Genomic DNA, 24,633 nt, shown 5'->3' on the forward strand with positions numbered 1-24,633 from the left:
CCTCCTCTAATAAAAGATGGTTGTACGTACTTGTCATACATTAAAATATATGTAAATATAGATGTCAAGACACATGTAAATTTCGGAGGTCAACATGAAGAAAACTGACGTGATTATTATTGGCAGCGGAGTGGCTGCTCTTCAATTGGCATCTCAATTAAATAATGACTTAGATATAACTATACTAACTAAAGATAATTTGGAAACAAGTAACTCCTCTATTGCCCAAGGTGGAGTTGCAGCGTCAGTGGGACCCGATGATTCAACTGAATCTCATTTTGACGACACTATGGTGGCAGGTTGTCACTTTAATGATGCTGATACCGTTCGCAGCATCATCAACCAAGCACCTAACTTAATAAATGGTTTACTTCAAATAGGCTGTTTTTTTGATAAAACTTCTAATAACCTCCTATCACTAGGTCGTGAAGGTGCACATAGTTTTAATCGAATTTTACATGCTGGCGGTGATCAAACAGGAAAATTTATCGTCAACTCACTTAAGAATGATTTAGGAAACACACAAACCATTGAACATGCATTGGTCTATGAAGTTTTAGTGGATGAATCCTCTAACACATGCTACGGAGTTAAATACAAAGACAAATACAACATAAATCGCGAGTTGCATGCACAAGCCATCGTGTTAGCTACAGGTGGCGCGGGACAATTATACACTTATACTTCTAACGGTCCTTTCGCTACAGGAGATGGATACATATTAGGTTATCATGCTGGTGCTACACTCACTAATTTAGAATTTATCCAATTTCACCCCACTCTTCTTTTCAGAGATGGCGAATGTAAAGGGCTGATCAGTGAAGCCGTTCGTGGTGAGGGTGGCATTCTAGTAAATGATTATAGAGAAAAAATTATGGAGAACTTCCATCCTTTAGCGGACCTTGCACCTAGACATATTGTTTCTCAGAAAATTTACGAGCACCTTCAGAATGGAGAGAACATTTATTTAGATGTCTCCTCCATTAGTGATTTTGAAAAGAAATTCCCTTCAATCACTGAGATGTGTAGAAATAATGATATTTCAATGAAAGAAGGTTTATTACCCGTTTGTCCTGGTGCTCACTTTATGATCGGTGGTATTAAGACAACGCTTAAAGGTCAGACCTCCGTCAATCAACTGTATGCAATCGGTGAAGTTGCGCATACAGGTATTCATGGTGCTAACAGATTAGCGAGCAATTCATTGCTTGAAGGTTTATATATGGGAAAGGCATTAGCTGACCATATAAATAAACGAGCACCTGTAAATCATGAGTACTTTCATAATAGTTCACCTAAAGAATCGAGTGGTCTGTCGTATCTCCCAACCCTAACAGAACTACAAGAACAAATGATGAGGAATGTTGGAATCATTCGAAATCATAACCAATTACAACAAATGCTTAATTGGTTGAATTCTTTCACTAATTTCCCATTAACTATTCCATCATTGGATTCTAGCAGCAAGAAGGAGATCGAACGGTTATTTGCTTATCAATTATCCTATTTAATTACCGAATCTGCATTAAAACGTTCAGAGAGCCGAGGAGCACATTTTCGCTCAGATTTTCCTTACGAACGACAACAGTTTTCTGCGATTCAATCACATTTTAAGAAAATGAGGGAGTCAAATGAACGAGTTAAAGCTTAAAGAAGATTTAAAACATTTTTTTATGGAAGATATCGGTTACCAAGATTTGACGAGCGAAGGAATCTTCAATGACGAACAAGGTGAAATCGAATTCGTCTCTAAGTCTTCTGGTTATTTTTGTGGGAGCAAAGTAATTACTAATGGCTACTCAGTGCTCAACCCATCTGTAAAGGTAGAAATGTTAGTTGAGGATGGTGAGGAATTACAAGAAGGTCTAGTGATTGCAAGAGCTTCCGGGAAAATTATTGATTTGTTAAAAGGTGAACGCGTCATATTGAACCTCATACAACGTTTAAGTGGTATAACTACCATGACCAGAGAAAGTGTTCAAATGTTAAATAACTCACATACGAAGATCAGTGATACGAGGAAAACCACACCAGGCTTACGCATGTTAGAGAAGTATGCTGTTTTTGTTGGTGGTGGAGTCAATCACAGGTTTGGGCTAGATGATGCAGTAATGATTAAAGATAACCATATTGAATTTGCAGGGTCGATAACAAATGCTGTAGAAGCCGTTCGAAATCGAATTGGTCACATGGTAAAAATTGAAGTTGAAACGGAAACAGAATCACAAGTTAAGGAAGCAATTGCTAATCAGGTAGATTGCATTATGTTAGACAATGTCGATCATGCGAATTTAAAGAAGATGCTTTTACTTATCCCACCTTCTATTCAAACGGAAGTGTCGGGAGGAATTACAATCGACACACTACCCTTTTATTCAGACTTGAATATAGATGTCATTTCACTAGGTTATTTAACTCACCAAATCCAGTCATTGGATATCAGCGCACGGGTTAGAACATCAACCAAAGTAAACCAATAGAGAGGATTTTGATGATGAATATATTAGAAGAAATACAGCGATCGACTCCACAATTACCAGATGAATATAAATATGAATCTGAAGAAAAGCTGATGGCTAGAATTCAAGAAGTCAAAGATAAGTTAGGCTCAGACCTTTTCATTCCTGGTCACCACTATCAAAAAGAAGAGGTCATTCAGTTTGCGGACGCTAGAGGCGATTCTCTGCAACTAGCTCAATTATCTGCTAATACAAGTGCACGCTACATCGTCTTTTGTGGTGTACATTTCATGGCTGAAACCGCGGACATTCTTTCCACTGAAGATCAAAAAGTCTATTTACCTGATCTTCGTGCAGGATGTTCGATGGCTGATATGGCGAATATCAAACAGACAGAAAGAGCTTGGGCCGCCCTCACCGAAATGTTCGGCGAAACGATCTTACCTATGACTTATGTCAATTCAACTGCTGCTATTAAAGCATTTGTCGGTGAACGTGACGGAAGTACAGTTACCTCTTCAAATGCTAAAAAGGTCATGCAGTGGGCATTCCAACAAAAAGAAAGATTATTATTCTTACCGGATCAACACCTCGGGAGGAATACAGCCGTTGAGTTAGGAGTACCATTGAATGAGATGGCAGTCTGGGATCCAATCTTAGAAAAACTAGATTATGAAGGTGACCTTGAATCAATCAAAGTGATTTTATGGAAGGGTCATTGTTCAGTGCATGAGAATTTCACTGAACAAAATATTGAACAAGTTAGACAGCAACATCCAAACATGAACATCCTTGTCCACCCAGAATGTAAACGAGAAGTCGTTGAAAAGTCTGATTTATCAGGTTCAACCAAATATATCATTGAAAAGATTGATCAAGCACCTGAAAATTCTGAATGGGCGATTGGAACCGAAATGAATTTAGTTAAAAGATTGATAAAAGAAAATCCGGATAAGAAGATTATTTCATTGAATCCTCATATGTGTCCGTGTTTAACGATGAACCGAATTGACCTCCCTCATTTAGCTTGGTCATTAGAGAGTTTGTTAACCGATCAACCAGTTCATGAAATTAAAGTGGATGAAAAAGTTACAACATATGCTGCCAGAGCGCTTGATAAAATGCTAGATTTATAAATTAATTTGTACACAGTAATATTTTTCACTATTACTGTGTATTATTTTTGTATAAGTTTTTTGTTCCAAGTATAATAAAGTTATCATTTTCACAAATCGCTCGTTTTGACACACATAGGGGGACATAACAATGACATATTTATTGCAACGCTATAAGCTAATCTTCTTGTTTTTCATTTTATTATTAATTGTAGGAATTTATACGTTTACAGAACTACCTCAAAGAGATTTCCCCGAAACACCTTTAAACACTGTAAATATCTCGACCTCCTATCCTGGAGCTGAACCTGAAGCTGTAGAATCAACTGTAACTAATCCAATAGAAGAATCGATTAAAAACTTTGACGGCGTGGAAGAATTTCAATCCACGTCTACCAATAGCTTTTCCTCTGTTATTCTAACTCTTGAAGATGGAGTAGACACCTCTTCAGTGGTTAACGAACTGAATCAAGAAATTCAAAGAGTATCCTCCTCTTTTCCGGAGGACGTTCAACAACCTGAAGTTAAAGAAAACGAACTCTCTACACCTATTTTCTCTTTTTTCTTTACAGCTGATAATCGTGAAGATTTAAATGAAATGTATGAGCATCGTGAGGAATGGCAAGAAACCATTGAAGATATTAATGGTGTACAACAAGCCCAATTCAATGGGCTCGAAAATTTCGAAGTAGCGATTAATTTAGACAACGATGAAATTCAAAACAATCAACTTTTACTTCCCGATATCATCTCAGCAATCGAGAATGAATGGTACCCCTCTCCAGCTGGAGAACATCAACAAGATGATACTAAATTCACTTTAACTATAGATCATTACGAAGAATTAGATGAACTTGGTAATACAACTGTTCAAAATCAATCAGGTGAATCTATTGAATTATCTGAGTTTGCATCGATTGATTTGCAAGAAGCTGAATCACCTAATTTAATCACTTACAAAGGTAAACCAGCACTGAACCTGACAATTTCATTACAGAGCGGTGAAGACATTCCATCGATCAGTGAACAAGTACAAAGCGAAGTTCAACCACTTGCAGATGATTTGCCTGATTCCATCGAATTCGAATCCTATTTCTCTCAATCAGAATTCATTTCAGGTGTTTTTGACAGTTTATTCTTATCACTAGCAATATCTGTTATAGCAGTAGTGCTGATCACAACATTAGGCTTATCACTATCTGGTGCAATTATTGTTGCGATTTCCATTCCTCTATCTGTGGTCTTAGGTTTAATACCGTTGCCATTCTTATGCGTTGATCTCAATCAAATCTCTGTAATCGGTGCGATTATAGCACTCGGTATACTAGTAGATGACTCAATCGTGATGAATGACAATATACAACGACGATACAGCCTTGGTGATAATGCGATGCAAGGCGCTATTAAGGGGATCGCAGAAGTCAGGACGTCTATTATTACGTCAACGTTAGCAATCGTTTTTACCTTTTCTCCACTTATTCTCTTGTCTGGAGCCAACGGAGCGTTTATCCGAGCTTTACCAGCGGTCCTTATCAGTACGATAATAGCTTCAACCATAATTGCGTTGATACTGGTACCATCTATACGGTACTTCCTTTACAAAAAGAAAAGTAATAAGATGTCCGCTAATCCTGGTATCTTAGGAAAACTTTTTAATAAAGGATCTTCTTTATACGCGGACAGTATATTGAAAAAGCTTATCCGCAAGCCAAAGATAACAGCTTCATTAGGTTTAGTGTTCGCTACGTTGTTATTCGGTTTGATCGTTTGGACACCTTTCGAATTCTTCCCAGCAGCTGATCGTGAAGAAGTGACCATCGATGTTTCACTGCCAAATGGCGCAACACAAGATGAAACGTTCGATCTTTTACAACAGATTGAATCAGACTTAATTGATGAAGGATCAGAGGTTAAAGATGTCAGTGTATTCACCGGTTCAAGTGCACCAAACCTGTTTACACAACCAATGAATCAATCAGGGGATTATACTGGGAGATTGATTGTAAGGATTGATAAAAATGATATAAGTGCAGTTGATTATATTGAAAAATGGGAAGGTCAACTGAGAGATGAATATTCAAATGCTACAATATTCATGGAAACTATTGAACAAGGTCCTCCTTCAGGGGCTCCTCTTACTGTAACTATTAAGGGTGAAGACTTAGATCAATTGATTGAGGTCAGAGATCGAACCATGGAGGAACTCAGAAATTATGATGTAGATTTAGTAGTTGATAATGTCGGTGAGCTGTCTCAAGCACTTGTATACGACCTTAATCGTGACGCGCTACAAGAGTTTGGTGTCACAGCTCAATCAATAAGCCAACAGTTCAGTATACGTACTACAGGTATCCCATTACAGCCTATTACTCAAGACCAAAACAATTACGATGTCAGACTGTTTGTGGACCGTTTAAGTCCTGGTGAGCAGTTACCACTTGAGGACATGGTGGTTCCTACAAATACACAACAAGGACCTCCGGTAATAGCAGTTGATGAACTTGTTTCTGTCAGTGAAGGAGAACAAATTCCACTGATTTATCATGAACAAGGAGATCGATCATTAAAAATAAGAGCTTACGCAGATGATACAAGTACGTTTGAAAGTGATATAGAATCCTTTGTCGCTGAAGAAAATGAAGAAGCTGATGGTGCTTACACCCTTTCAACTGGTGCTGAAACGGATAGCCAAGATAGCTTCTTCAAAGAAATAACAGTCATCTTTTCAGTTGTAATTCTGTTAGTATATCTCTTAATAGCTCTTCAATTTAACTCTCTGCGGATGCCATTCTTGATCTTGGTATCGGTGTATCTAGGAATAGCGGGTGCAATTTTAGGACTATTTATCACACAAACACCAATTAGTTTCCTTGCGGTAACTGGAATGGTTTCATTGACAGGTATTGTTGTACGGAACTCACTCGTTCTTGTCGACTTTATCGAGCAGGCATTGAAAGAAGGCAACTCCCTATCCGAAGCAATTATCGAATCTGGTAGAGCAAGATTCAGACCAATTGTTTTAACCGCCTTAACTTCTATAGTTGCTTTACTTCCTGTCGCAATCGCAGGCGATGTATTATTCCGACCTCTTGCGATAACAGTTGTTTCTGGAATTCTGTTCTCGACAATCATGACATTACTACTTGTACCAGTGTTGTATGTGTTGTTTAAAGGGAAGAAAGTTAAGAATGCTTAAAAGAAACTATAATCATAATGGAGATAACAATTAAATGAAAAGAGGAGTCCATAAACGGACTCCTCTTTTGTTATATATCGCTTTTTTTGTATGAACGTTTTAGAATCAAGTACTGCTCGATCTCATTCAAAAGCAAGTAAAGATTTGCTCGTTCTTCAAATTCTTGCTGAGTCTTAGGCAGTTCCTCATGGTTGAATTTTTCGCGTATTCCTCGGAGCTCTTCCAAGTACTTGATCGCTGTATTTCCAGGATGAACGTGATCAGCTAAATGTTCGAATAACTTCCCAATGTATAAATACTCTTCCTTAGAGGCATTAATTCTACTTATTAACGGTAGCATTCTTTCTAGAATTTCAAATTGTTTTTGTCTCATATGGAAATAATGATAAAAAGGATGGTGGTTCCGTAATAAGTGATTCTCTACATCTCTTGAAGCTAAGTCATTAGCACGATCAATTAGCTGAGCAGTGGTAGTGATCTCTTCCCCACTCCAGTTATAATCGCCGGTTTTTAAGTAGCGGGCTATTTCTCTTAAAACAGCAGAAAAATTCTCTTCAATGTCGCTTTGGATTTTCTCAAGGTCCGAATCCAAGCTAGGCATATATAGGTTCAGAAGTAACGCTACTCCCAGTCCGATAGTCAATAAGAGAATTTCATTAAGAACCAATGAAGCACTCATAGCTTCCGCTCCATATATATGAAGAATAATTACAGAACTAGTTATAACTCCTTCAGTAATTTTCAATTGGACAGTTATAGGTATGAACAATAGCAATACCAAACCGACCGCCAATGGAAAGTACCCAACGAACTCAAATACCAATCCTGATACTATTATAGCGATTAAGCTGGCATAGAAGCGATACCAAGCACTCAAAATTGATCGGCGTCTCGTTACTTGAATACATAAGATAGTCAAAATCGCAGCAGAAATAAACTGATCAAGTTGCAATAGTTGAGCAATGAAAATAGAAATAGGAGCTCCTATAGCAGTTTTTATAGTTCTAGGTCCGATTTTAAACATTTGGTTTCCTCTTTCAAAAGTTCTTTTCTCATAGAAAAAAGGTGGTATTAAACCACCTTTTTAGATTCATTAATCAATTTTATAGCTCTTCGCAATGTTCGTCAAATAGACCTTGTAGTTGCTGAACAACTTCTACTGGTGTAGAGCTTTCAACTTCATGTCTTTCAACCATCGTTACAATTTTACCATCTTTCATTAATGCAAATGACGGAGAAGATGGTGGGTATCCTACGAAATATTCGCGTGCACGTTCTGTAGCTTCACGATCTTGTCCAGCAAAAACTGTCACTAAGTGGTCAGGACGACGATCATAATGTATTGCATTTGCAGCAGCCGGTCGAGCTACGCCCCCTGCACAACCACAAATCGAGTTCACCATCACTAGTGTAGTTCCTTCTCTGGTTAATGCTTGATCAACTTCTTCTGGTGTGGTTAATTGCTGGTAACCTGCCTCCGCAATTTCATTACGAGCTTGTTCCACAAAGTCTTGCATATAAATATTAAAATCCATTGTTCATGGCCCCTTTATATTTAGTATTACCATCATAATCCTATCAAGAATATCGCTATCTTTCAAATACTTGATACTCTAGGCTTTCATTTTTATTAAGTAATTTGAGGTTCGATAAAATAATGGTTTATCAATGATTTGATTCATTTCAAAAAGCGCAGTAGCCGACACTTAATATTAATGACGCAATTATAAAAGATAATGACGTAATTCACCCTATTATTTCCCATAAATGTAGGTTTATCTTGCTTTTTCATTGAAAATTAGAAAGATAATGACGCAATTAATTCCTTGTAAGTGATCAGAATAAACTAAGCGTAACTTTTACGAACTATTTTCTCCCTTCTTTCATTTGAGTAATGGTGCAATCAATAACTGCGGATAAATCGATAATAACTATGGATAAACGCCTTTTTATTTCCAATCACAAGGGATAAATAGCTTTTTTTTACTCAAATGGCCTATTTACTATGGATTAAATTTTTCTCTTTCAAAAAAGCTGGTAGACATTTGTCTACCAGCTTAATTACTTAATAAATCGACGTATTGTCTTTAGAAATGTTTTCTAGAATTTCTTTCACTCTTGCTAAGAAGTTTCCACAAACAAGGCCATCTAAGATTCTGTGATCTAAGGATAGGCAAAGGTTAACCATATCTCTCGCTGCGAACATTCCATCGATATAAACTGGTCGTTTGACAATCGATTCTACTTGTAGAATCGCAGCTTGTGGATGGTTGATTACACCCATTGACTGAACAGATCCAAATGAGCCAGTGTTATTAACAGTAAATGTTCCGCCTTGCATATCGTCATTAGTCAATTTGCCATTTCTAGCTTTATTCGCTAATTCCACGATATCTTTTGCAATGCCTTTGATGCTCTTATCGTCAGCATTCTTGATTACTGGAACAAATAGTTGGTTCTCACTAGCAACTGCAATGGATAAGTTAATGTCTTTCTTTTGAATAATCTTATCGCCAGCCCATGTGCTGTTGATTTCAGGGAATTCTTTCAAAGCTTGAGCAACCGCTTTTACGAAGAAAGCGAAGAAAGTTAATGAATACCCTTCTTTTTGTTTGAATTCACTTTTCATTTCATTTCTGTATGAAACTAAATTTGTCACGTCAACTTCAATAGCCATCCATGCGTGTGGAATTTCAGTTGTTGATTTGACCATGTTCTGGGCAATTGCTTTTCGTACGCCTGTAACAGGAATTTCAACATCACCTGGTTGAGCTTCAGGCATCGGGCCTTTAGGTGCTTCAGGAGCTGATGGTGCAGGAGCAGATTGCGTCTTCTGAGGTTGTTCAGAAGATTGAGTTTGCTCGCCTGCTTTCGGGATATCACCTGAAGAAATAATCTTCTCTAGATCTTTTCGAGTGATTCGTCCACCTTTACCTGAACCATTGACTTGATTCAAGTCTATGTCATTATCTTGAGCCATTCTCAAAACAGCTGGAGAATAACGTTTCTTCATAGATTGATCGCCCTGATCAGCCTGTTCATTCGATTCGTTTTCACTTGTATCTTTTTCTTTTGAAGATGCTGCCTCTTCCGAAGTTGATTCTCCTCCACCCTCAGTCTCTATATAACAAATTAATTCCCCTACTGCGATGGTGTCACCTTCATTAGCGACAAGTTCTTTGATAGTTCCGGTGAATGAAGAAGGAACTTCAGCGTTTACTTTATCTGTCATTACTTCTGCAATTGGATCGTATTTGTTTACTTGATCTCCCACGCCAACTAACCAAGAACTGATCGTACCTTCTGTTACACTCTCACCAAGTTGGGGCATATTAATCTTTTCTACTGCCATTCATTTCAACCTCCTTTTCGATTAAAATTCTGCGAGTTCACGCATAGCATTTTCTACTTTTTCTGGATTGATCATGAAATATTTTTCCATTGTAGGTGCATAAGGCATTGATGGTACATCTGGTCCAGCTAATCTCTGTACTGGTGCGTCCAAATCAAATAAGCAGTTCTCTGCAATGATTGCTGCTACTTCGCCAATAATGCTTCCCTCTTTATTATCTTCAGTTACTAAAAGTACTTTACCAGTCTTTTTAGCAGCTTCAATAATTGCCTCTTGATCAAGAGGGTATACTGTACGTAAATCCAAGATATGTGCAGTTATGCCGTCTTCTTCTAACTTTTCTGCAGCTTGGAGTGCAAAGTGGACGCCAAGACCGTAAGTGATAACAGTAATGTCATCACCTTCCTTTTTAACGTCTGCTTTTCCAATTGGTAGAGTATAATCATCGTCAGGTACTTCACCTTTGATCAGACGATAAGCTCTCTTATGCTCGAAGAACAATACTGGATCTTCATCACGAATTGCTGCTTTAAGTAAACCTTTTACATCATATGGTGTTGAAGGCATGACAATTTTCAGGCCAGGTTGATTGGCGAACACTGCTTCAACTGATTGAGAGTGATAAAGCGCACCGTGAACTCCTCCACCATATGGTGCACGAATGGTAATCGGGCAGCTCCAATCATTGTTGGAACGATAGCGGATTCGAGAAGCTTCAGAGATGATTTGGTTCACAGCTGGCATGATAAAATCAGCGAACTGCATTTCAGCAACAGGTCTCATGCCATACATTGCAGCTCCGATTCCTACACCTGCAATAGCAGACTCAGCAAGAGGGGTATCGAGCACACGCTCTTCACCGAACTTGTCATATAATCCGTCAGTAGCACGGAACACGCCACCTTTTTTACCAACGTCTTCACCCAAAACAAATACTTTCTCGTCACGTTCCATTTCTTCTTGTAATGCTTGAGTGACTGCTTGAATGTAAGATTTTACTGGCATGTTATTCCCCTCCTTCTTCTGCGTATACATACTTCAGTGCATCTTCTGCCTCTGCATATGCTGCGTTCTCAGCATAATCAGTAGCTTCATTAATTTCATCATCTAATTCTTTGATTAGTTTCTCTTCTTGTTCCTCCGTCATTACACCCGAATCTTTCAAGTATTGAGCGAAGAACTGAATTCCATCTTTTTTACGCGCTTCTTCCACTTCTGATTTTTCACGATACAAAGAGTCATCATCATCACTGGAGTGCGCAGTCAAACGGTATGTTATAGCTTCAATTAATGTAGGACCTTCACCATTTTTTGCACGCTCTCTAGCTTCTTTTACAACTTTGAAAACCTCTAGAGGATCATTACCATTAACAGTTATTCCAGGCATTCCGTATCCGATCGCACGGTCTGCAACACTTTCACATGCAAGTTGTTTCTCTAAAGGAACTGAGATTGCGTATTTATTATTTTCAACCATTGTGATAACTGGAAGTTTATGAACACCAGCAAAGTTAAGTCCCTCGTGGAAATCTCCTTGGTTAGAAGAACCTTCACCTAAAGTAACGAAAGAACAGATATCTTTTTTCTCCATCTTCGCAGATAAAGCTACCCCTACTGCGTGTGGCAGCTGAGTTGTTACTGGAGATGATCCAGTCAAAATGCGATTCTTCTTCTGGCCGAAGTGTCCTGGCATCTGACGTCCACCAGAGTTCGGGTCTTCAGCTTTGGCGAAACCTGATAAAAACAACTCTCTAGTAGTCATGCCGAAAGCTAGTACTACACCCATATCTCTGTAATAAGGTGCCGTATAATCTTGTTCACGGTCTAAAGCGTAAGAAGCTCCTACTTGTGCAGCTTCCTGTCCTTGACATGAAATAACAAAAGGAATTTTACCTGCACGATTCAATAGCCACATTCTCTCATCAATTTTACGAGCAAGTAGCATTGTGCGATACATATCAAATGCCTGCTCATCAGTTAAACCAAGTTCTTCGTGGCGATTTTTAGCCATCATAATACCTCCTTCAATATTTAAAGATTAACCATGTATTTGTTTACCATCAACTGCTAATGCTGCTTCTCCGATAACTTCAGATAAAGTCGGGTGAGGATGGATGGATTCAGCTATTTCCCATGGAGTTGCATCTAGAACTTTTGCTAAACCTGCCTCTGATATCATATCGGTGACATGTGGTCCTACCATATGAACTCCTAATAAATCTTCAGTATTCTTATCAGCAATGATTTTTACAAATCCGTCTGATTCCCCGTGCACTAGTGCTTTACCGACAGCTTTGAATGGGAACTTACCTACCTTGACTTCAAAACCTTTTTCTTTTGCTTGTGCTTCAGTCAGTCCAACACTTGCCGCTTCAGGGTGAGAATAAATACACGATGGAATGTGATCATAATTGATTGGATGCACTTCTTGATCAGCAATATGTTCTACTGCTGTAATTCCTTCATGGGAAGCGACGTGTGCAAGTTGCATACCACCAATTACATCTCCAATGGCATAAATGTGTGATTCTTTTGTTTGATAGTATTTATTAACTTGGATAGCACCTTTATCTACCATAATATCGGTGTTTTCCAGCCCAATATTATCCACGACTGGAGCTCTTCCAACAGATACCAACATTCTATCTGCTGTGAAAGTTTGGGTGTCTCCGTCTATTTCTGCATCAATTTCTATTTTTCCTTCTTTTTTCAATGTATCTGGAAGTACTTTTGCACTTTTTACAATATTTACTCCACGTTTACTCAATAATTTCTCTACTTCTTTTGAAACGTCATTGTCTTCAGTAGGGAGAATTCGGTCCATATATTCTACGACCGTAACATCCACACCGAAATCAACGAGCATGGATGCCCACTCGATACCGATGACTCCTCCGCCGACAACAATAATTGAAGAAGGAAGTGACTCCATATTCAATGCGTGATCTGAGGACATAACCAATTCACCGTCTAGCTCTAAACCTGGAAGAGACCGAGGCGTAGAACCAGTAGCTACGATAACGTTTTTAGGGATGATCATGATATTATCTTCGCCATTCGATTGTTCGACTGAAATAGTACCAGCACTAGGCGAGAAAATACTTGGACCAAGAATTCTTCCGTGGCCTTCAAAAACGGCGATTTTTCCTTTTTTCATAAGACCTTTGACTCCATTATGTAACTGATCGATAATGGATTGCTTTCTTTCTTGTACCTTGAAAAAATTAAGCGTAGGGTTTTCTGTTTCAACACCGAATGATTCCGCTTCTTTTGTTTGTCTAAGAACTTCTGCACTGCGCAACAAAGCTTTAGAAGGGATGCATCCTCTATGCAAACATGTCCCTCCTAAATCACCTTTTTCAATGATAGCAACACTTAACCCAAGTTGGCTGGCACGGATTGCTGCTACATAGCCTCCTGTACCACCACCTAATATGGCAAGATCAAACTCTTCAGCCATCTACCCCACTCCTTTCACCTTATAATGATGGGTAATCCTTTGATTGTTCTTCTTTTCTAAGAACACGTAACGTGCCCTCAGCTAAAGCTTGTAATTCATTTTCTCCTGGATGCACATGTATATCAGCAATCCATTTTACTCGTTCGGATATGTTCTCTACAAAATCTTTTCCATAAGCAAGACCACCAGTTAAGACAATGGCATCCACTTCACCAGCAAAAACGGCGCTAGCTGATCCAATCTCTTTTCCTATCTGGTAACCCATCACATCGTATATCTTTTTAGCTTCTGAATCATTTTGGACAATTCGTTTTTCAACTTCTAGGGCATCATTGGTTGAAAGGTGAGCAACAAGTCCACCTTGCCCTACCAATAATTTAGCAATCTCTTCTTTAGAGTATTCACCAGAAAAACAAAGGTCGACTAACTGTCCAGCAGGCAGAGTACCAGCTCTTTCTGGAGAGAATGGTCCTTCTCCGTTTAGACCGTTATTCACATCAACCACACGACCTTTTTTATGACAGCCGACAGTAATTCCGCCGCCCATATGGCATACAATTAAGTTGACTTGTTCATAGCTCTTGCCTAATTCTTGAGCCACTTTTCGTGCTATCGCTTTTTGATTCAATGCATGAAAGATGCTCTTCCTTGGCAATTGCGGTAAACCTGATACCCTTGCTAGTTCGTCCATTTCATCGACTACTACCGGATCCACAATGTAAGAAGGGATATTTAAAGACTCACCTATTTCGTTGGCTATAATGCCCCCTAGGTTAGACGCGTGTTCTCCGTTATAACCGCTCTTTAAATCCTCTAACATTTGCTTATTCACATGGTAGGTTCCTCCTTCAATTGGACGAAGAAGGCCCCCTCTACCACATACCGCATCCAGCTTCGATAGGCTGAATCCTTCGTGATCTAATAAATCAAGAATTACTTGTTTTCTGAAAGAATATTGATCAATTATATTTGAATAAGGTTGAAGGTCCTCTGTGCTATGTCTGATTGTTTGCTCAAAAAGCACTTGGTCGTTTTCAAAAACAGCTATTTTCGTTGAAGTAGACCCAGGGTTGATCACTAGTATTCGAAATGTAGTTGACATAGCTAACACCTACTTTCATTTATCTTCTGGAAAGAATGTTGTGTTCTTTTTGTAAGAAAGTACTTCTTGTTTGACTGACACTTTGGATTCTCTCTTCAGCCATACGATCAGCCGCTTTATGTGTAGGTATGTCATCGCGCTTAGATATTGCGAAAATTTTCGTTAAGCTATCATAGATTGTTTCAACTTGCTTATACGCACGTTCTTTATTATATCCATTCAACTCGTCCGCTACGTTGATAACCCCACCTGAGTTGATCACGTAATCTGGAGCATAAACAATACCTAATTCGTGAAGCTTCTCACCATGACGGTCTTCAGCCAATTGATTGTTTGCAGAACCTGCGATCACTTTTGCTTTTAATTGTGGTATCGTATCATCGTTGATCGTTGCTCCTAATGCACACGGTGCATAGATATCACAATCTACAGAATAAATTTCATCGATTCCGACTGCTTGAGCACCAAAATCATTGACAGCTCGCTCAACAGACTCTTCGTTGATATCTGTCACAATCAACTTAGCTCCTTCCTCATGGAGATGCTTACACATTCCATATGCTACATTTCCTACACCTTGCACTGCGACAGTTTTACCTTCCATTGAATCTGTGCCGAATGCTTCTTTTGCTGCTGCTTTCATTCCTAAGTAGCAACCATATGCCGTCGCTGGTGAAGGGTTTCCGGAAGAACCAAACTCAGGTGAAATTCCTGTAACAAAGTCAGTTTCCATATAAATTAAATCCATATCTCCAACAGTAGTACCTACATCTTCCGCAGTAATGTAACGGCCGGCAAGACCTTGGATATAACGACCGAAAGCACGGAACATTTCAGGGTTTTTATCTGTCTTAGGATCTCCGATGATTACCGTTTTACCACCACCAAGATTCAAGCCAGCTGCAGCATTTTTATAAGTCATACCTTTTGCAAGACGTAGTGCATCAATCACAGCATCCTCTTCCGAATCATATGTCCACATACGTGTTCCACCAAGTGCTGGACCTAACGTCGTGTCATGGATCGCTATAATCGCTTTTAATCCTGAATTTTTGTCTTGGCAAAATACCACCTGTTCATAATCGAATTCCTCTAAGTACTTAAATAATTCCATATCTGTATTCCTCCTAAAAATTTATGATGTTAATAAAGCGAATGCTAATGAATATATTTTACTCTCTGCCGTATCGGCCCGAGAGGTCAAAACAATTGGAGCTTTTGCACCGCTGATAATCCCGGCGACCTTCGCATCAGCGAAGTAGGTGAAAGCCTTATATAATGTGTTTCCTACCTCGATGTATGGGCAGACTAATATATCTGCGTCCCCAGCGACATCAGATTGAATTTTTTTATGTTTTTTTGAATCTAAAGAGATCGCATTATCAAATGCTAGAGGACCATCCACTAAACAATTAGTTATTTGACCACGTTTTTGCATTTGAGATAACACTGCTGCATCCACTGAAGCCTGCATAGCTGGATTGACTATTTCGACTGCTGCTAATGGAGCAACTTTTGGTTCCTCAATTCCTAATCGGTTGGTTACATCAACCGCATTTTGGATGATTTGTACTTTCTCTTCTAATCCAGGTGAAATATTCATACCTGCGTCTGTTAAAAATAGCAGTTTATCTCTACCAGGGATCTCAAACATTGCTACGTGTGAAAGAATTCTTCCATTTCGCAAACCTGAACCTTCTTTCAAAACTGCTTTGAGCAATATCTTTGTTGCAACATCCCCTTTCATTAGTACATCTGAACGTTCTTCAGATACAGAAGCAACTGCTTTTTCTACTGCATGTTGTAATGATGTTGCATGGTGGAGTGTAATTCTACTATCATCTAGATCCAAATCAATATCTGAAGCAGTTTTCCTGATGTCTTCCATATTTCCGAAAAGTTTGAAGTTAGCTAAGTTCATGATAATTCCATCTTTGACTGCTTTCAAAGTTTCTTCATTCGTAGCTTCGGCTACAGCCACAGTTTTCTTTTCTTCCATATGGCTTAATTCATTAACTAGTTTATCTAAACTCATTTTCTCACCTTCATGTTGTCATTTACTATTTATCGTGTTCCTCACGATCTTTTCCTAGGTTGTACTTTTCCATCTTATAATATAGATTGCGTATAGAAATATTTAGTTGTTTTGCAGTTTTTGATTTGATGAAATTATTTTTTTCCAACATTTCCAAGATCATTTGCTTCTCAAAATCTTCCATAGCTTCTTGTAAAGGAATGACTTCGTTTTCTTCTGAATCATTCATCAATTCTAGATCGTATAGAGAATTTTTACGGAGCATCGGCAAATGATTTTCTGAAATTATATTTTCTTGTCCGCTCATACTGATCAGTGAACGAGCAAGAATGTTCTCAAGCTCTCTTACATTTCCAGGATAATTATATTGTTTAAGCCTGTTTAAAGCCTCAGGTGAAATCCTGCGAACATTCCGACCGTAACTATCGTTCAATTGTATGATCAAATGATTTACTAGTGGTTCAAGGTCGTCCATGCGTTCTCTTAATGGAGGAATGTGGATCGGTAAACGGTTCAGACGGTAGAAAAGATCTTCTCTGAATTCGCCTGTCATTATGGCACGTTCTAAATTTACATTTGTAGCTGCAATTATTCTGACGTTGACTTCAACAGGGTCACTACCACCCATTCGTACGACATGCCCATTCTCCAATATTCTCAATATTTTTGCTTGCATGTGAGGCGATAAATCACCAATTTCATCAAGAAAAATACTTCCTTGGTTAGCCTGTTCAAAGTATCCTTTGCGCTGATCTGGAGCCCCATGCTCATCGCCTAGCAACATTTTCTCTAAGTTTGACTCTTCAATAGTTGCACAATTCACTCTGATGAACTTGTTATGCTTTCTCTCACTCTCATTGTGAATGGCATGTGCAATCAATTCTTTACCAGTACCTGATTCACCACGCAAAAGAACATTCGCTGGTGTTCTTGCACCAACTTTTGCTTGCTCCAGTGCCAGCTTCATGTCTTGAGAAACAGCGACGATATCATCAAAGGTATATTTTGCCTCGAGATTCCTGATGATTTGCCTAGCTTTTTTAAGTTCCGTAGAAAGTGTTTCTATCTCGGACAAATCGTGTATGACCCCTACACTACCTTTTAGTCTTCCATCAACTATTACGGGCGCAACATTGACGAGTACATCTCGATTATTAGGTCCAACCTTCATTCTTGCGCCTCGTACAGCTCGTCTAGTTTTAAGCACTTTCATATGCATACTTTCGCCTTCAGATATATCTGCAGTTGCAGGTTGACCGATAACGTCTTTTTCAGATAGGCCAGTAATCTTTGTGTAAGCTGGATTGATCATCATCCCTACACCACGTTCATCCACTACTGAAATAGCTTCTTCACTAGATTGGATGATCGCTTGGAGCATCGTTTGTACGTTTTTTAAATCTGTTATTTCTTCAGCTAAAGCTTCAACTTCAGTTATATCTTTGAAAACGGCAAATGCGCCTATCAAATCACCACTATCTGCAATCAGCGGTATTCGTGTTGTAATTATTTTCTTTCCGTTTGTTAAACTCAGTTCTTGGTTTATTTCTTTAACTTTAGTTTTTAAAGTTTGAGGAAGTTTTGAGTCTGGGATAAGGTCTTCTACATCAGTATGAAGAGCTTTTTCTTCTGTTGTTTGAATGATGTTTGCTGCAGCCTCATTAATAAAAGTAACTTTATGATCATTATCAATTACGATCATGCCATCGTGGATTGAATGAAGGATCAATTCCCTTGTATTTCTCTCTGTTTGAATCTGATTCAACAATTTTTCTTTTTCATCCAATAATTGAAACATGACATGAGCAACAGTCCCAGGAATTAAAACAGTTCGACTCGACTTGATTTGTAGTAAGTCACGAAATACATTTTCATCTCCAGTGGTCTCCACAATAATGTCATAAAATTCATTCAATGCTTCCCGATAGGAAGTATATGTATCAATGTTTTGGTTTTGTGCTAACTGAATTCCTGGTGCAGATTCATCGATATCTGCAACACCTTGCACATGTAACATATCAACTTGTTTGAAAAGGTTAAGAATTGCAGAACCACCTTTACCAGCGCCTACAATCAACACATTTTGCATATATTAGATCAACACCTTGCAATTATTTGCACACTTCTATCATAATGAAAGCGCTTAACGATTGCAAGTTATTTCTATTTCTCATTTCGTTAAAGTTTGATATACTTTTTTAAGGTAAATAAAGGGGATTTTAGAGATGGCACGTTTCATAGCATTATTACTACTTGTATTACCAGGTTTCCTTGCTGCATATGGCATTAAGCTGATTAGAGATGCTTTTTTTGGAGAGGTAGCACCAGTTTTTCTTAATGTGCTAGTTCAGTTATTTGCGGGGTTAGCTTTCATCGTTATAGGTATCGGCTTTATTGCCGGATTCATTTATCATCGCGACCAAAAGCGACAACGTACGAAAAATAATCGTAAAGAACCAATAAGAAAACCTGACAGAAAAGATTAATATCTGATCTGTCAGGTTTTTATTTTACTCTTTGCCTTCGTTAAAAATGTTCCCTGCAAGTGCATAAAGAATAATTGTCGAAGCTAAGTGGGACGAAAAGTCATTAGGATCTTGAATTGGATAGATCTCAACAAGGTCCATCCCTCGAATACCTTTTTTCGTAAAAGCATGTACAAGTTCAAGTAATTCATACGATGTGAGTCCATTACCATCAACTGGCCCAGCAGGATTAAATGCGAAGTCCAGCACATCACTACAAATCGATAAATAAACAGCCTCCGTACCTTCACTAGCCATGTCATAAGCTTTATCAGCCATAGCTTGAAGGCTATCAGCTTGTCTAATTTCCCGAGCTGTGATTGTTGGTGCACCAGCTTCTTTAGCAAATCTTCCTGATTCAGGTTTGTTTCTAGGTCCATGAATGCCCATGTGGACAATACTTTCGTTTCTCACATGTTCTGATTCATATAAACGAGCAAATGGCGTCGAACGAGCGTAAAGGTCACCCTCATGATGCGGCATATTATCATAATGCGCATCAAGATGTATGATACCTACTTTCCCATCCACTTTCTCACTAAGCGCTTTCACAATTGGGTACGTAATTCCATGGTCTCCACCAAATGCTACAGGGAATTTACCTGTATCCCAAACCTTACCGGAAAAAGATTCGATTCTTCTCATCGTCTCTTCAACATTGGCTGGGACAACATCCACATCCCCAAGGTCGCCTAATTTATAATGTTCAAAGACATCTATCCCATCAAGTTCTGGCAAAAAACCACTATAACGACCTGAGCTTAAACGAATGACTTTAGGTCCGAATTCAGCACCTGTATAATCTCCCCAGGTAACAGCTCCTTCCCATGGAACACCATAAATCAGTACGTCTTGCTGATTAATTTTATCATCATCAAATGCAACTTTGGATCCTCCAAGAAAACATGGAGTATTTCCGTAAATATAATCTCCTGACATCATTCATTCCTCCTGTGTTTACTCAACAAAAGGTTTGGGAGTACCCCAAACCTTTTATTGTATTGCTTATTTAATTTTATAATTTTTAATGGTTACTTACAACTTTGTCGTATTCAGCAACGACTTCTTCAGATGGTTTGCTTCCAATCATACTGAATAAAATAATCGCAATTGAAGAAAAGATAAAGCCTGGAACCATTTCATAAATTGTAAAACCAGTGTAAGGCCAAGCAAATATCGTTACACCACCTATAATAATACCAGCTAGTACACCATTACGTGTTGTTTTTCTCCAGAATAGTGAGAACAGGATAGCTGGTCCGAACGTAGCACCAAATCCTGCCCAAGCGTAAGATACAAGATCAAGTACTGAGCTATTTTCATTCCAAGCGATCATTACTGCAATAACTGCGATTAATAATACAGCAAAACGCCCAACCCAAACCAGTTCTTTATCAGAAGCTTTTTTACGTAAGAACTTTCGGTAAAAGTCTTCAGAAAGCGCACTTGAAGAAACAAGTAATTGGGAATCGACTGTACTCATTATCGCAGCTAGAACTGCCGCTAATAAGAAACCTGCAACCCATGGGTTATAAGTCATTTGAACAAGTTCTATAAAGACCTGCTCCGGATCCGCTAACGGTTGCTCAATTGTAACAATCCCTAACATACCAACAATCAAAGCACCATATAAAGGAATGACCACACCCATTGTTATTGCGATTAGGCGTGCTTTACGAACTTCCTTCTTATCACGGATAGCCATGAAACGAGCTAGAATATGAGGTTGTCCGAAATAACCCAAGCCCCATGCCAGAGCTGAAATGATTCCTACAGCACCAATTGCGCCTGCAGACGTCCAAGCATTACTGATTCCAGCTTCAGCATCATATCCTGTTGCTGCAAAACCGTCATTCAAGCTTGAGCTTACTGCACCTAGCTGAGCAAATAATTCTCCGAAGCCTCCGGTTTCCATAATACCCCATATAGCTGTAACAGCTAATGCTAAGAACATTAAGAAACCTTGGATGAAGTCTGTCCAACTAACCGCTAAGAAACCACCCAAGAAGGTGTAACCTACGATTACAACTGCACCAAGTAAAAGTGCGTTATGATAATCAATACCAAATGTACCGTTAAAGAGTTTGGCACCTGCCACTAAACCTGAGGATGTGTAAAATAAGAAAAATGCCAATATGAATAGCGCTGAAATCACCCTGAGTGTACTGGAGCGATCACGAAAGCGATTCTCGAAAAATTCAGGCAGAGTGATCGAGTCATTTGAAAACTGAGTATAGACTCTTAGTCTTCTCGCAACGTATTGCCAGTTGAACATTGCACCGACAGCTAGACCGATAGCAATCCATAAACTCCACTGACCCATACCTGCAGCATAAGCAGCACCTGGCAATCCTAATAATAGCCACCCACTGAAGTCACTGGCTTGAGCTGAAAATGCAGCTACCCAGCTATTCAATTTACGGCCACCTAGAACATAGTCAGATAAGGTATTCGTCATCCTATAAGTTATGATACCGATTACAAGTAATACAACTAAGTATAATATAAATGTTATATACGTAGGGTTCATTTGTTATCATCCTTCCCTTCCGTAATATACGTGATTACAGCCCAAACAACTAATAAAGGCATAGGAACTAGGAACCAAAACCACGTACCTGGTGTTAATGTCAAGATTTCCATAACATATCCCCTCTCTATAAATTTAAAAATATGTTTGTTAATGTTTATTGTTATTATTTAACCCATGTTGTTTTGAAATTAAACTTTTATGTCCCTGGCAGAAGATACTTTTCTTGGCATAAAGGCACCCTCTGTGTAAAGAAACATCCTGTATCAATATGGAAGTAACCATCTAAAAGAGATTCGTCAAAATAAATAACAACAAACATTAAAAACAAAAGATCATTACTATCATAGGATAGCAATGATCTCTCGTATACAAAGATATATTTTTCAGACTTTTATGTCAAATATCTAACCTCTCGTTTCCTATATCGATCATGAAATGAAGAATTCGTTATATAAATGTTGAACGGTCTGGTCCAGATATTTCTCTTGAACACCAAACATCATAGAGACTTCTGAAGACCCCTGGTTGATCATATCAATGTTCACACCGGCCTTTGCGATAGCTTTTGTCGCTTTTGAAGCAACGTGAACCCTGTGACTCATTCCTTCACCAACAAGCATAATCATAGCCAAACCATGAATGATAGAGATAGTGTCCGCTTTTAATTCGTTCTTTATTCGACTATTTAAGATCTCTTCTTTTTCTTGAGTCAATTGGTCTGAACGAATAATAACTGACATATCGTCAATTCCTGAAGGTGCGTGTTCGAATGAAATACCTTCTTCAACCAAAATATTCAATAAGTGCATTCCGAAGCCTATCTCTCGGTTCATTAGATATTTTCGTACATAGATGCTTGAGAAACCTTTATCACTTGCAATACCTACAACAGGTTGTCCGTTATCCTCTTTTTTAGCTACAATCATCGTTCCCATAGCACTGGGATCGTTTGTGTTTTTAATACAAACTGGGATATTTGCTTTGAAAGCTGGAATTAAAGCTTCATCATGAAATACAGAAAAACCTGCGTATGAAAGCTCTCGCATTTCTCTATATGTTAATGAGGAAATTTCCTTAGGATTATTTACGATAAATGGATTAACACAATATACAGAACTGACATCAGTGAAATTTTCGTATAAATCTGCCTGGACGCCTGCTGCAACAATAGAGCCAGTAATATCCGATCCACCTCTAGAAAAAGTCATTAATGTTCCTTTTTCAGAGTAACCAAAGAATCCAGGGATGACCAGAATACCTTCGCGGTTTCTTAAATTATAAATTTGACTATAACTTTTTTCTAAAATTTGAGCACTCCCTGGTTCTTCGCTAACGATTATTCCAGCATCCTTAGGGTTAACATATGTAGCTTCAAGTCCCACATGGTTCAAATAAGCACTAAGTACTCTAGCTAACGAATCTTCTCCCATCGCTTTTAAAGAGTCCAGCAAAAGGGATGAGTTACTTGTTTCGTTCAATAAACGTCTAGTCTCATTTTTTATCCTGAGTACAATGTCATCCGATAAGTTCAATTCACTTGTTATAGAAAGAAAACGATCGCTTATTTTCCCTAAAGTATCTTCAATTGCTTGGCCACTGATAAATTGTTCACCTAGTCGAATGAAAAGGTCAGTGACTTTAGTGTCTTCTGGGTGCCTTTTTCCTGGAGCTGAAACAACAATAATTTTCCTTTTAGCATCACTTTTGATAATATTCGCTACTTTTTCTAACATCTCAGCACTTGCTACTGAGCTTCCACCAAATTTTGCTACTTTCATCTAATACTCCTACTCCTTTGCATTTTTAACTACTATCTTACCATGTAGAAATGCAAAAAAGCCAATGCTTAGGAGCATTGGCTTCAAACTTTCCTTAACCTACTTTATGTTCTAATCGTAATTTATCGGCGATCATAGCGATGAATTCCGAATTAGTTGGTTTAGCTTTAGTGACACTTACTGTATAACCGAAGATTGATGACAATGAGTCAATATTTCCGCGGTTCCAAGCTACTTCAATCGCATGTCGAATGGCTCTCTCTACACGGGATGCAGTTGTATTATATTTTTTCGCAATATCCGGGTAAAGCACTTTTGTAATCGACCCGAGTAAATCAATATCATTGTACACCATAGAGATAGCTTCCCTTAAATATAAATACCCCTTAATATGGGCTGGAACCCCAACTTCATGAATAATTGAAGTAATATTGGCGTCTAGGTCGATTTTCTTCGGACGCTTGAAAGAATAATCAGGATCGTGTTGTAAAGAACTTTGCTGAACAATTCCTCCTGCACGAAGTACTTGTTCCTTAAGCATATCCAAATCGAATGGCTTGAGCATATAATATGTAGCTCCAAGCTCAACTGCCTTAGTTGTTACAGACTCATGACCGAATGCTGTTAACATGATCACGTTTGGTTGCTTAGCTAATTTCATTTGTCTTAAGCGTTCCATCACAGCAAGCCCATCTACGTGAGGCATGATGATATCCAGAATCAATACATCCGGAAGTGTTTCTTCTACCATCTTCAAGCATTCATTCCCGTTGTAAGCAGTGCCCACCACTTCAATTTTTTCTTCTTCCCCAAAAAAGTCCTCTAACATCATGACTAATTCTCTGTTGTCATCAGCAATTCCCACATGAATCTTTTCCATACATTTACCTCCCAGTATACTTTCTCCATTTTACACACTTACTTACTTCGCCAAAATAATTTATATCCCTTTTAATTTTTTAAAATTTTTTTGTTTTTTTAAAATAAAGAGGGTATACCTTTGTTTTTCGATTAATTACGACATTTTTCACGGATTTTCATTTTTATATGTCGATTATCTAAAAATTACAAAACAAAA

At 38.4% G+C, this 24,633-nt stretch carries 19 protein-coding genes; 5 read left to right on the top strand and 14 right to left on the bottom strand.

Translation table 11 applies throughout. The features are described 5' to 3' along the window. Positions 1-94 precede the first annotated feature (94 nt). The 4 genes from nadB to CEY16_RS04025 all read left to right on the top strand — a co-directional run bounded on the left by nadB (position 95) and on the right by CEY16_RS04025 (position 6,770). Positions 95-1,651, top strand: coding sequence for an L-aspartate oxidase (gene nadB, locus CEY16_RS04010; RefSeq protein WP_101330672.1), 1,557 nt, complete (start codon positions 95-97; stop codon positions 1,649-1,651). Next, a complete protein-coding gene (gene nadC, locus CEY16_RS04015) occupies positions 1,632-2,480 on the top strand; it encodes a carboxylating nicotinate-nucleotide diphosphorylase (protein ID WP_101330673.1) in 849 nt (282 codons plus the stop codon). Before nadB ends, nadC begins: the two co-directional genes overlap by 20 nt. Before the next feature lie 14 nt (positions 2,481-2,494). Continuing rightward, positions 2,495-3,595 (top strand): quinolinate synthase NadA, encoded by a 1,101-nt coding sequence (gene nadA, locus CEY16_RS04020; RefSeq protein ID WP_101331135.1) that lies wholly within the window; start codon positions 2,495-2,497, stop codon positions 3,593-3,595. Between the two features lie 130 nt (positions 3,596-3,725). Then, positions 3,726-6,770 (top strand): efflux RND transporter permease subunit, encoded by a 3,045-nt coding sequence (locus CEY16_RS04025; protein ID WP_101330674.1) that lies wholly within the window; start codon positions 3,726-3,728, stop codon positions 6,768-6,770. A 70-nt stretch (positions 6,771-6,840) separates the two neighbouring features. On the opposite strand, the gene CEY16_RS04030 is transcribed toward CEY16_RS04025, so the two are convergent. From CEY16_RS04030 to CEY16_RS04075, 10 genes are all read right to left on the bottom strand, one after another. Next, the gene (locus tag CEY16_RS04030; RefSeq protein WP_101330675.1) at positions 6,841-7,794 is read right to left on the bottom strand and encodes an aromatic acid exporter family protein; all 954 of its coding nucleotides are present in this window, start codon (positions 7,792-7,794) and stop codon (positions 6,841-6,843) included. 79 nt (positions 7,795-7,873) lie between these two features. Then, on the bottom strand, positions 7,874-8,305 hold the full coding sequence (locus CEY16_RS04035; protein ID WP_101330676.1) for a BrxA/BrxB family bacilliredoxin: 432 nt from the start codon (positions 8,303-8,305) through the stop codon (positions 7,874-7,876). A gap of 530 nt (positions 8,306-8,835) precedes the next feature. Further along, on the bottom strand, positions 8,836-10,122 hold the full coding sequence (locus tag CEY16_RS04040) for a dihydrolipoamide acetyltransferase family protein (RefSeq protein WP_101330677.1): 1,287 nt from the start codon (positions 10,120-10,122) through the stop codon (positions 8,836-8,838). Between the two features lie 21 nt (positions 10,123-10,143). Next, a complete protein-coding gene (locus tag CEY16_RS04045) occupies positions 10,144-11,127 on the bottom strand; it encodes an alpha-ketoacid dehydrogenase subunit beta (protein ID WP_101330678.1) in 984 nt (327 codons plus the stop codon). 1 nt (position 11,128) lies between these two features. Continuing rightward, complete coding sequence (locus CEY16_RS04050; protein ID WP_101330679.1) at positions 11,129-12,133, bottom strand: thiamine pyrophosphate-dependent dehydrogenase E1 component subunit alpha; 1,005 nt, start codon at positions 12,131-12,133, stop codon at positions 11,129-11,131. Between the two features lie 27 nt (positions 12,134-12,160). Then, positions 12,161-13,582 carry a dihydrolipoyl dehydrogenase gene (gene lpdA / locus CEY16_RS04055; RefSeq protein ID WP_101330680.1) on the bottom strand — a complete coding sequence of 474 codons (1,422 nt, stop codon included), beginning with the start codon at positions 13,580-13,582 and terminating at the stop codon, positions 12,161-12,163. A gap of 19 nt (positions 13,583-13,601) precedes the next feature. Further along, entirely contained in the window at positions 13,602-14,684 is a 1,083-nt protein-coding gene (buk, locus tag CEY16_RS04060; RefSeq protein ID WP_101330681.1) for a butyrate kinase, read from the bottom strand. A 19-nt stretch (positions 14,685-14,703) separates the two neighbouring features. Then, on the bottom strand, positions 14,704-15,798 hold the full coding sequence (locus tag CEY16_RS04065; protein WP_101330682.1) for a Leu/Phe/Val dehydrogenase: 1,095 nt from the start codon (positions 15,796-15,798) through the stop codon (positions 14,704-14,706). Positions 15,799-15,819: 21 nt separating this feature from the next. Beyond that, on the bottom strand, positions 15,820-16,719 hold the full coding sequence (locus CEY16_RS04070) for a bifunctional enoyl-CoA hydratase/phosphate acetyltransferase (RefSeq protein ID WP_101330683.1): 900 nt from the start codon (positions 16,717-16,719) through the stop codon (positions 15,820-15,822). Positions 16,720-16,744: 25 nt separating this feature from the next. Beyond that, complete coding sequence (locus CEY16_RS04075) at positions 16,745-18,808, bottom strand: sigma 54-interacting transcriptional regulator (RefSeq protein WP_101330684.1); 2,064 nt, start codon at positions 18,806-18,808, stop codon at positions 16,745-16,747. 136 nt (positions 18,809-18,944) lie between these two features. Between CEY16_RS04075 and CEY16_RS04080 the strand changes: the two genes are divergently transcribed. Further along, positions 18,945-19,205 (top strand): DUF2627 domain-containing protein, encoded by a 261-nt coding sequence (locus CEY16_RS04080; RefSeq protein WP_101330685.1) that lies wholly within the window; start codon positions 18,945-18,947, stop codon positions 19,203-19,205. A 24-nt stretch (positions 19,206-19,229) separates the two neighbouring features. Here the strand turns inward: CEY16_RS04080 and CEY16_RS04085 are convergent, their stop codons facing one another. The 4 genes from CEY16_RS04085 to spo0A form a co-directional block, all read right to left on the bottom strand. Further along, positions 19,230-20,183 carry an agmatinase family protein gene (locus CEY16_RS04085; RefSeq protein ID WP_101330686.1) on the bottom strand — a complete coding sequence of 318 codons (954 nt, stop codon included), beginning with the start codon at positions 20,181-20,183 and terminating at the stop codon, positions 19,230-19,232. A gap of 85 nt (positions 20,184-20,268) precedes the next feature. Beyond that, on the bottom strand, positions 20,269-21,774 hold the full coding sequence (putP, locus tag CEY16_RS04090) for a sodium/proline symporter PutP (protein WP_101330687.1): 1,506 nt from the start codon (positions 21,772-21,774) through the stop codon (positions 20,269-20,271). 431 nt (positions 21,775-22,205) lie between these two features. Beyond that, positions 22,206-23,555, bottom strand: coding sequence for an aspartate kinase (locus CEY16_RS04095; protein ID WP_101330688.1), 1,350 nt, complete (start codon positions 23,553-23,555; stop codon positions 22,206-22,208). Between the two features lie 94 nt (positions 23,556-23,649). Further along, positions 23,650-24,435: a sporulation transcription factor Spo0A gene (gene spo0A, locus CEY16_RS04100; RefSeq protein WP_101330689.1), complete on the bottom strand. Its 786-nt coding sequence runs from the start codon at positions 24,433-24,435 to the stop codon at positions 23,650-23,652. Positions 24,436-24,633 lie beyond the last annotated feature (198 nt).

It is taken from the genome of Halalkalibacillus sediminis, assembly GCF_002844535.1.
In the GTDB taxonomy this organism is placed as follows: domain Bacteria; phylum Bacillota; class Bacilli; order Bacillales; family Alkalibacillaceae; genus Halalkalibacillus_A; species Halalkalibacillus_A sediminis.

What these genes read in the sequence shown, in the direction of transcription:
- nadB (WP_101330672.1), top strand. Translation starts at nt 95, where the DNA reads ATGAAGAAAACTGACGTGATTATTATTGGCAGCGGAGTGGCTGCTCTT.
- nadC (WP_101330673.1), top strand. Translation starts at nt 1,632, where the DNA reads ATGAACGAGTTAAAGCTTAAAGAAGATTTAAAACATTTTTTTATGGAA.
- nadA (WP_101331135.1), top strand. Translation starts at nt 2,495, where the DNA reads ATGAATATATTAGAAGAAATACAGCGATCGACTCCACAATTACCAGAT.
- CEY16_RS04025 (WP_101330674.1), top strand. Translation starts at nt 3,726, where the DNA reads ATGACATATTTATTGCAACGCTATAAGCTAATCTTCTTGTTTTTCATT.
- CEY16_RS04030 (WP_101330675.1), bottom strand. Translation starts at nt 7,794, where the DNA reads ATGTTTAAAATCGGACCTAGAACTATAAAAACTGCTATAGGAGCTCCT.
- CEY16_RS04035 (WP_101330676.1), bottom strand. Translation starts at nt 8,305, where the DNA reads ATGGATTTTAATATTTATATGCAAGACTTTGTGGAACAAGCTCGTAAT.
- CEY16_RS04040 (WP_101330677.1), bottom strand. Translation starts at nt 10,122, where the DNA reads ATGGCAGTAGAAAAGATTAATATGCCCCAACTTGGTGAGAGTGTAACA.
- CEY16_RS04045 (WP_101330678.1), bottom strand. Translation starts at nt 11,127, where the DNA reads ATGCCAGTAAAATCTTACATTCAAGCAGTCACTCAAGCATTACAAGAA.
- CEY16_RS04050 (WP_101330679.1), bottom strand. Translation starts at nt 12,133, where the DNA reads ATGGCTAAAAATCGCCACGAAGAACTTGGTTTAACTGATGAGCAGGCA.
- lpdA (WP_101330680.1), bottom strand. Translation starts at nt 13,582, where the DNA reads ATGGCTGAAGAGTTTGATCTTGCCATATTAGGTGGTGGTACAGGAGGC.
- buk (WP_101330681.1), bottom strand. Translation starts at nt 14,684, where the DNA reads ATGTCAACTACATTTCGAATACTAGTGATCAACCCTGGGTCTACTTCA.
- CEY16_RS04065 (WP_101330682.1), bottom strand. Translation starts at nt 15,798, where the DNA reads ATGGAATTATTTAAGTACTTAGAGGAATTCGATTATGAACAGGTGGTA.
- CEY16_RS04070 (WP_101330683.1), bottom strand. Translation starts at nt 16,719, where the DNA reads ATGAGTTTAGATAAACTAGTTAATGAATTAAGCCATATGGAAGAAAAG.
- CEY16_RS04075 (WP_101330684.1), bottom strand. Translation starts at nt 18,808, where the DNA reads ATGCAAAATGTGTTGATTGTAGGCGCTGGTAAAGGTGGTTCTGCAATT.
- CEY16_RS04080 (WP_101330685.1), top strand. Translation starts at nt 18,945, where the DNA reads ATGGCACGTTTCATAGCATTATTACTACTTGTATTACCAGGTTTCCTT.
- CEY16_RS04085 (WP_101330686.1), bottom strand. Translation starts at nt 20,183, where the DNA reads ATGTCAGGAGATTATATTTACGGAAATACTCCATGTTTTCTTGGAGGA.
- putP (WP_101330687.1), bottom strand. Translation starts at nt 21,774, where the DNA reads ATGAACCCTACGTATATAACATTTATATTATACTTAGTTGTATTACTT.
- CEY16_RS04095 (WP_101330688.1), bottom strand. Translation starts at nt 23,555, where the DNA reads ATGAAAGTAGCAAAATTTGGTGGAAGCTCAGTAGCAAGTGCTGAGATG.
- spo0A (WP_101330689.1), bottom strand. Translation starts at nt 24,435, where the DNA reads ATGGAAAAGATTCATGTGGGAATTGCTGATGACAACAGAGAATTAGTC.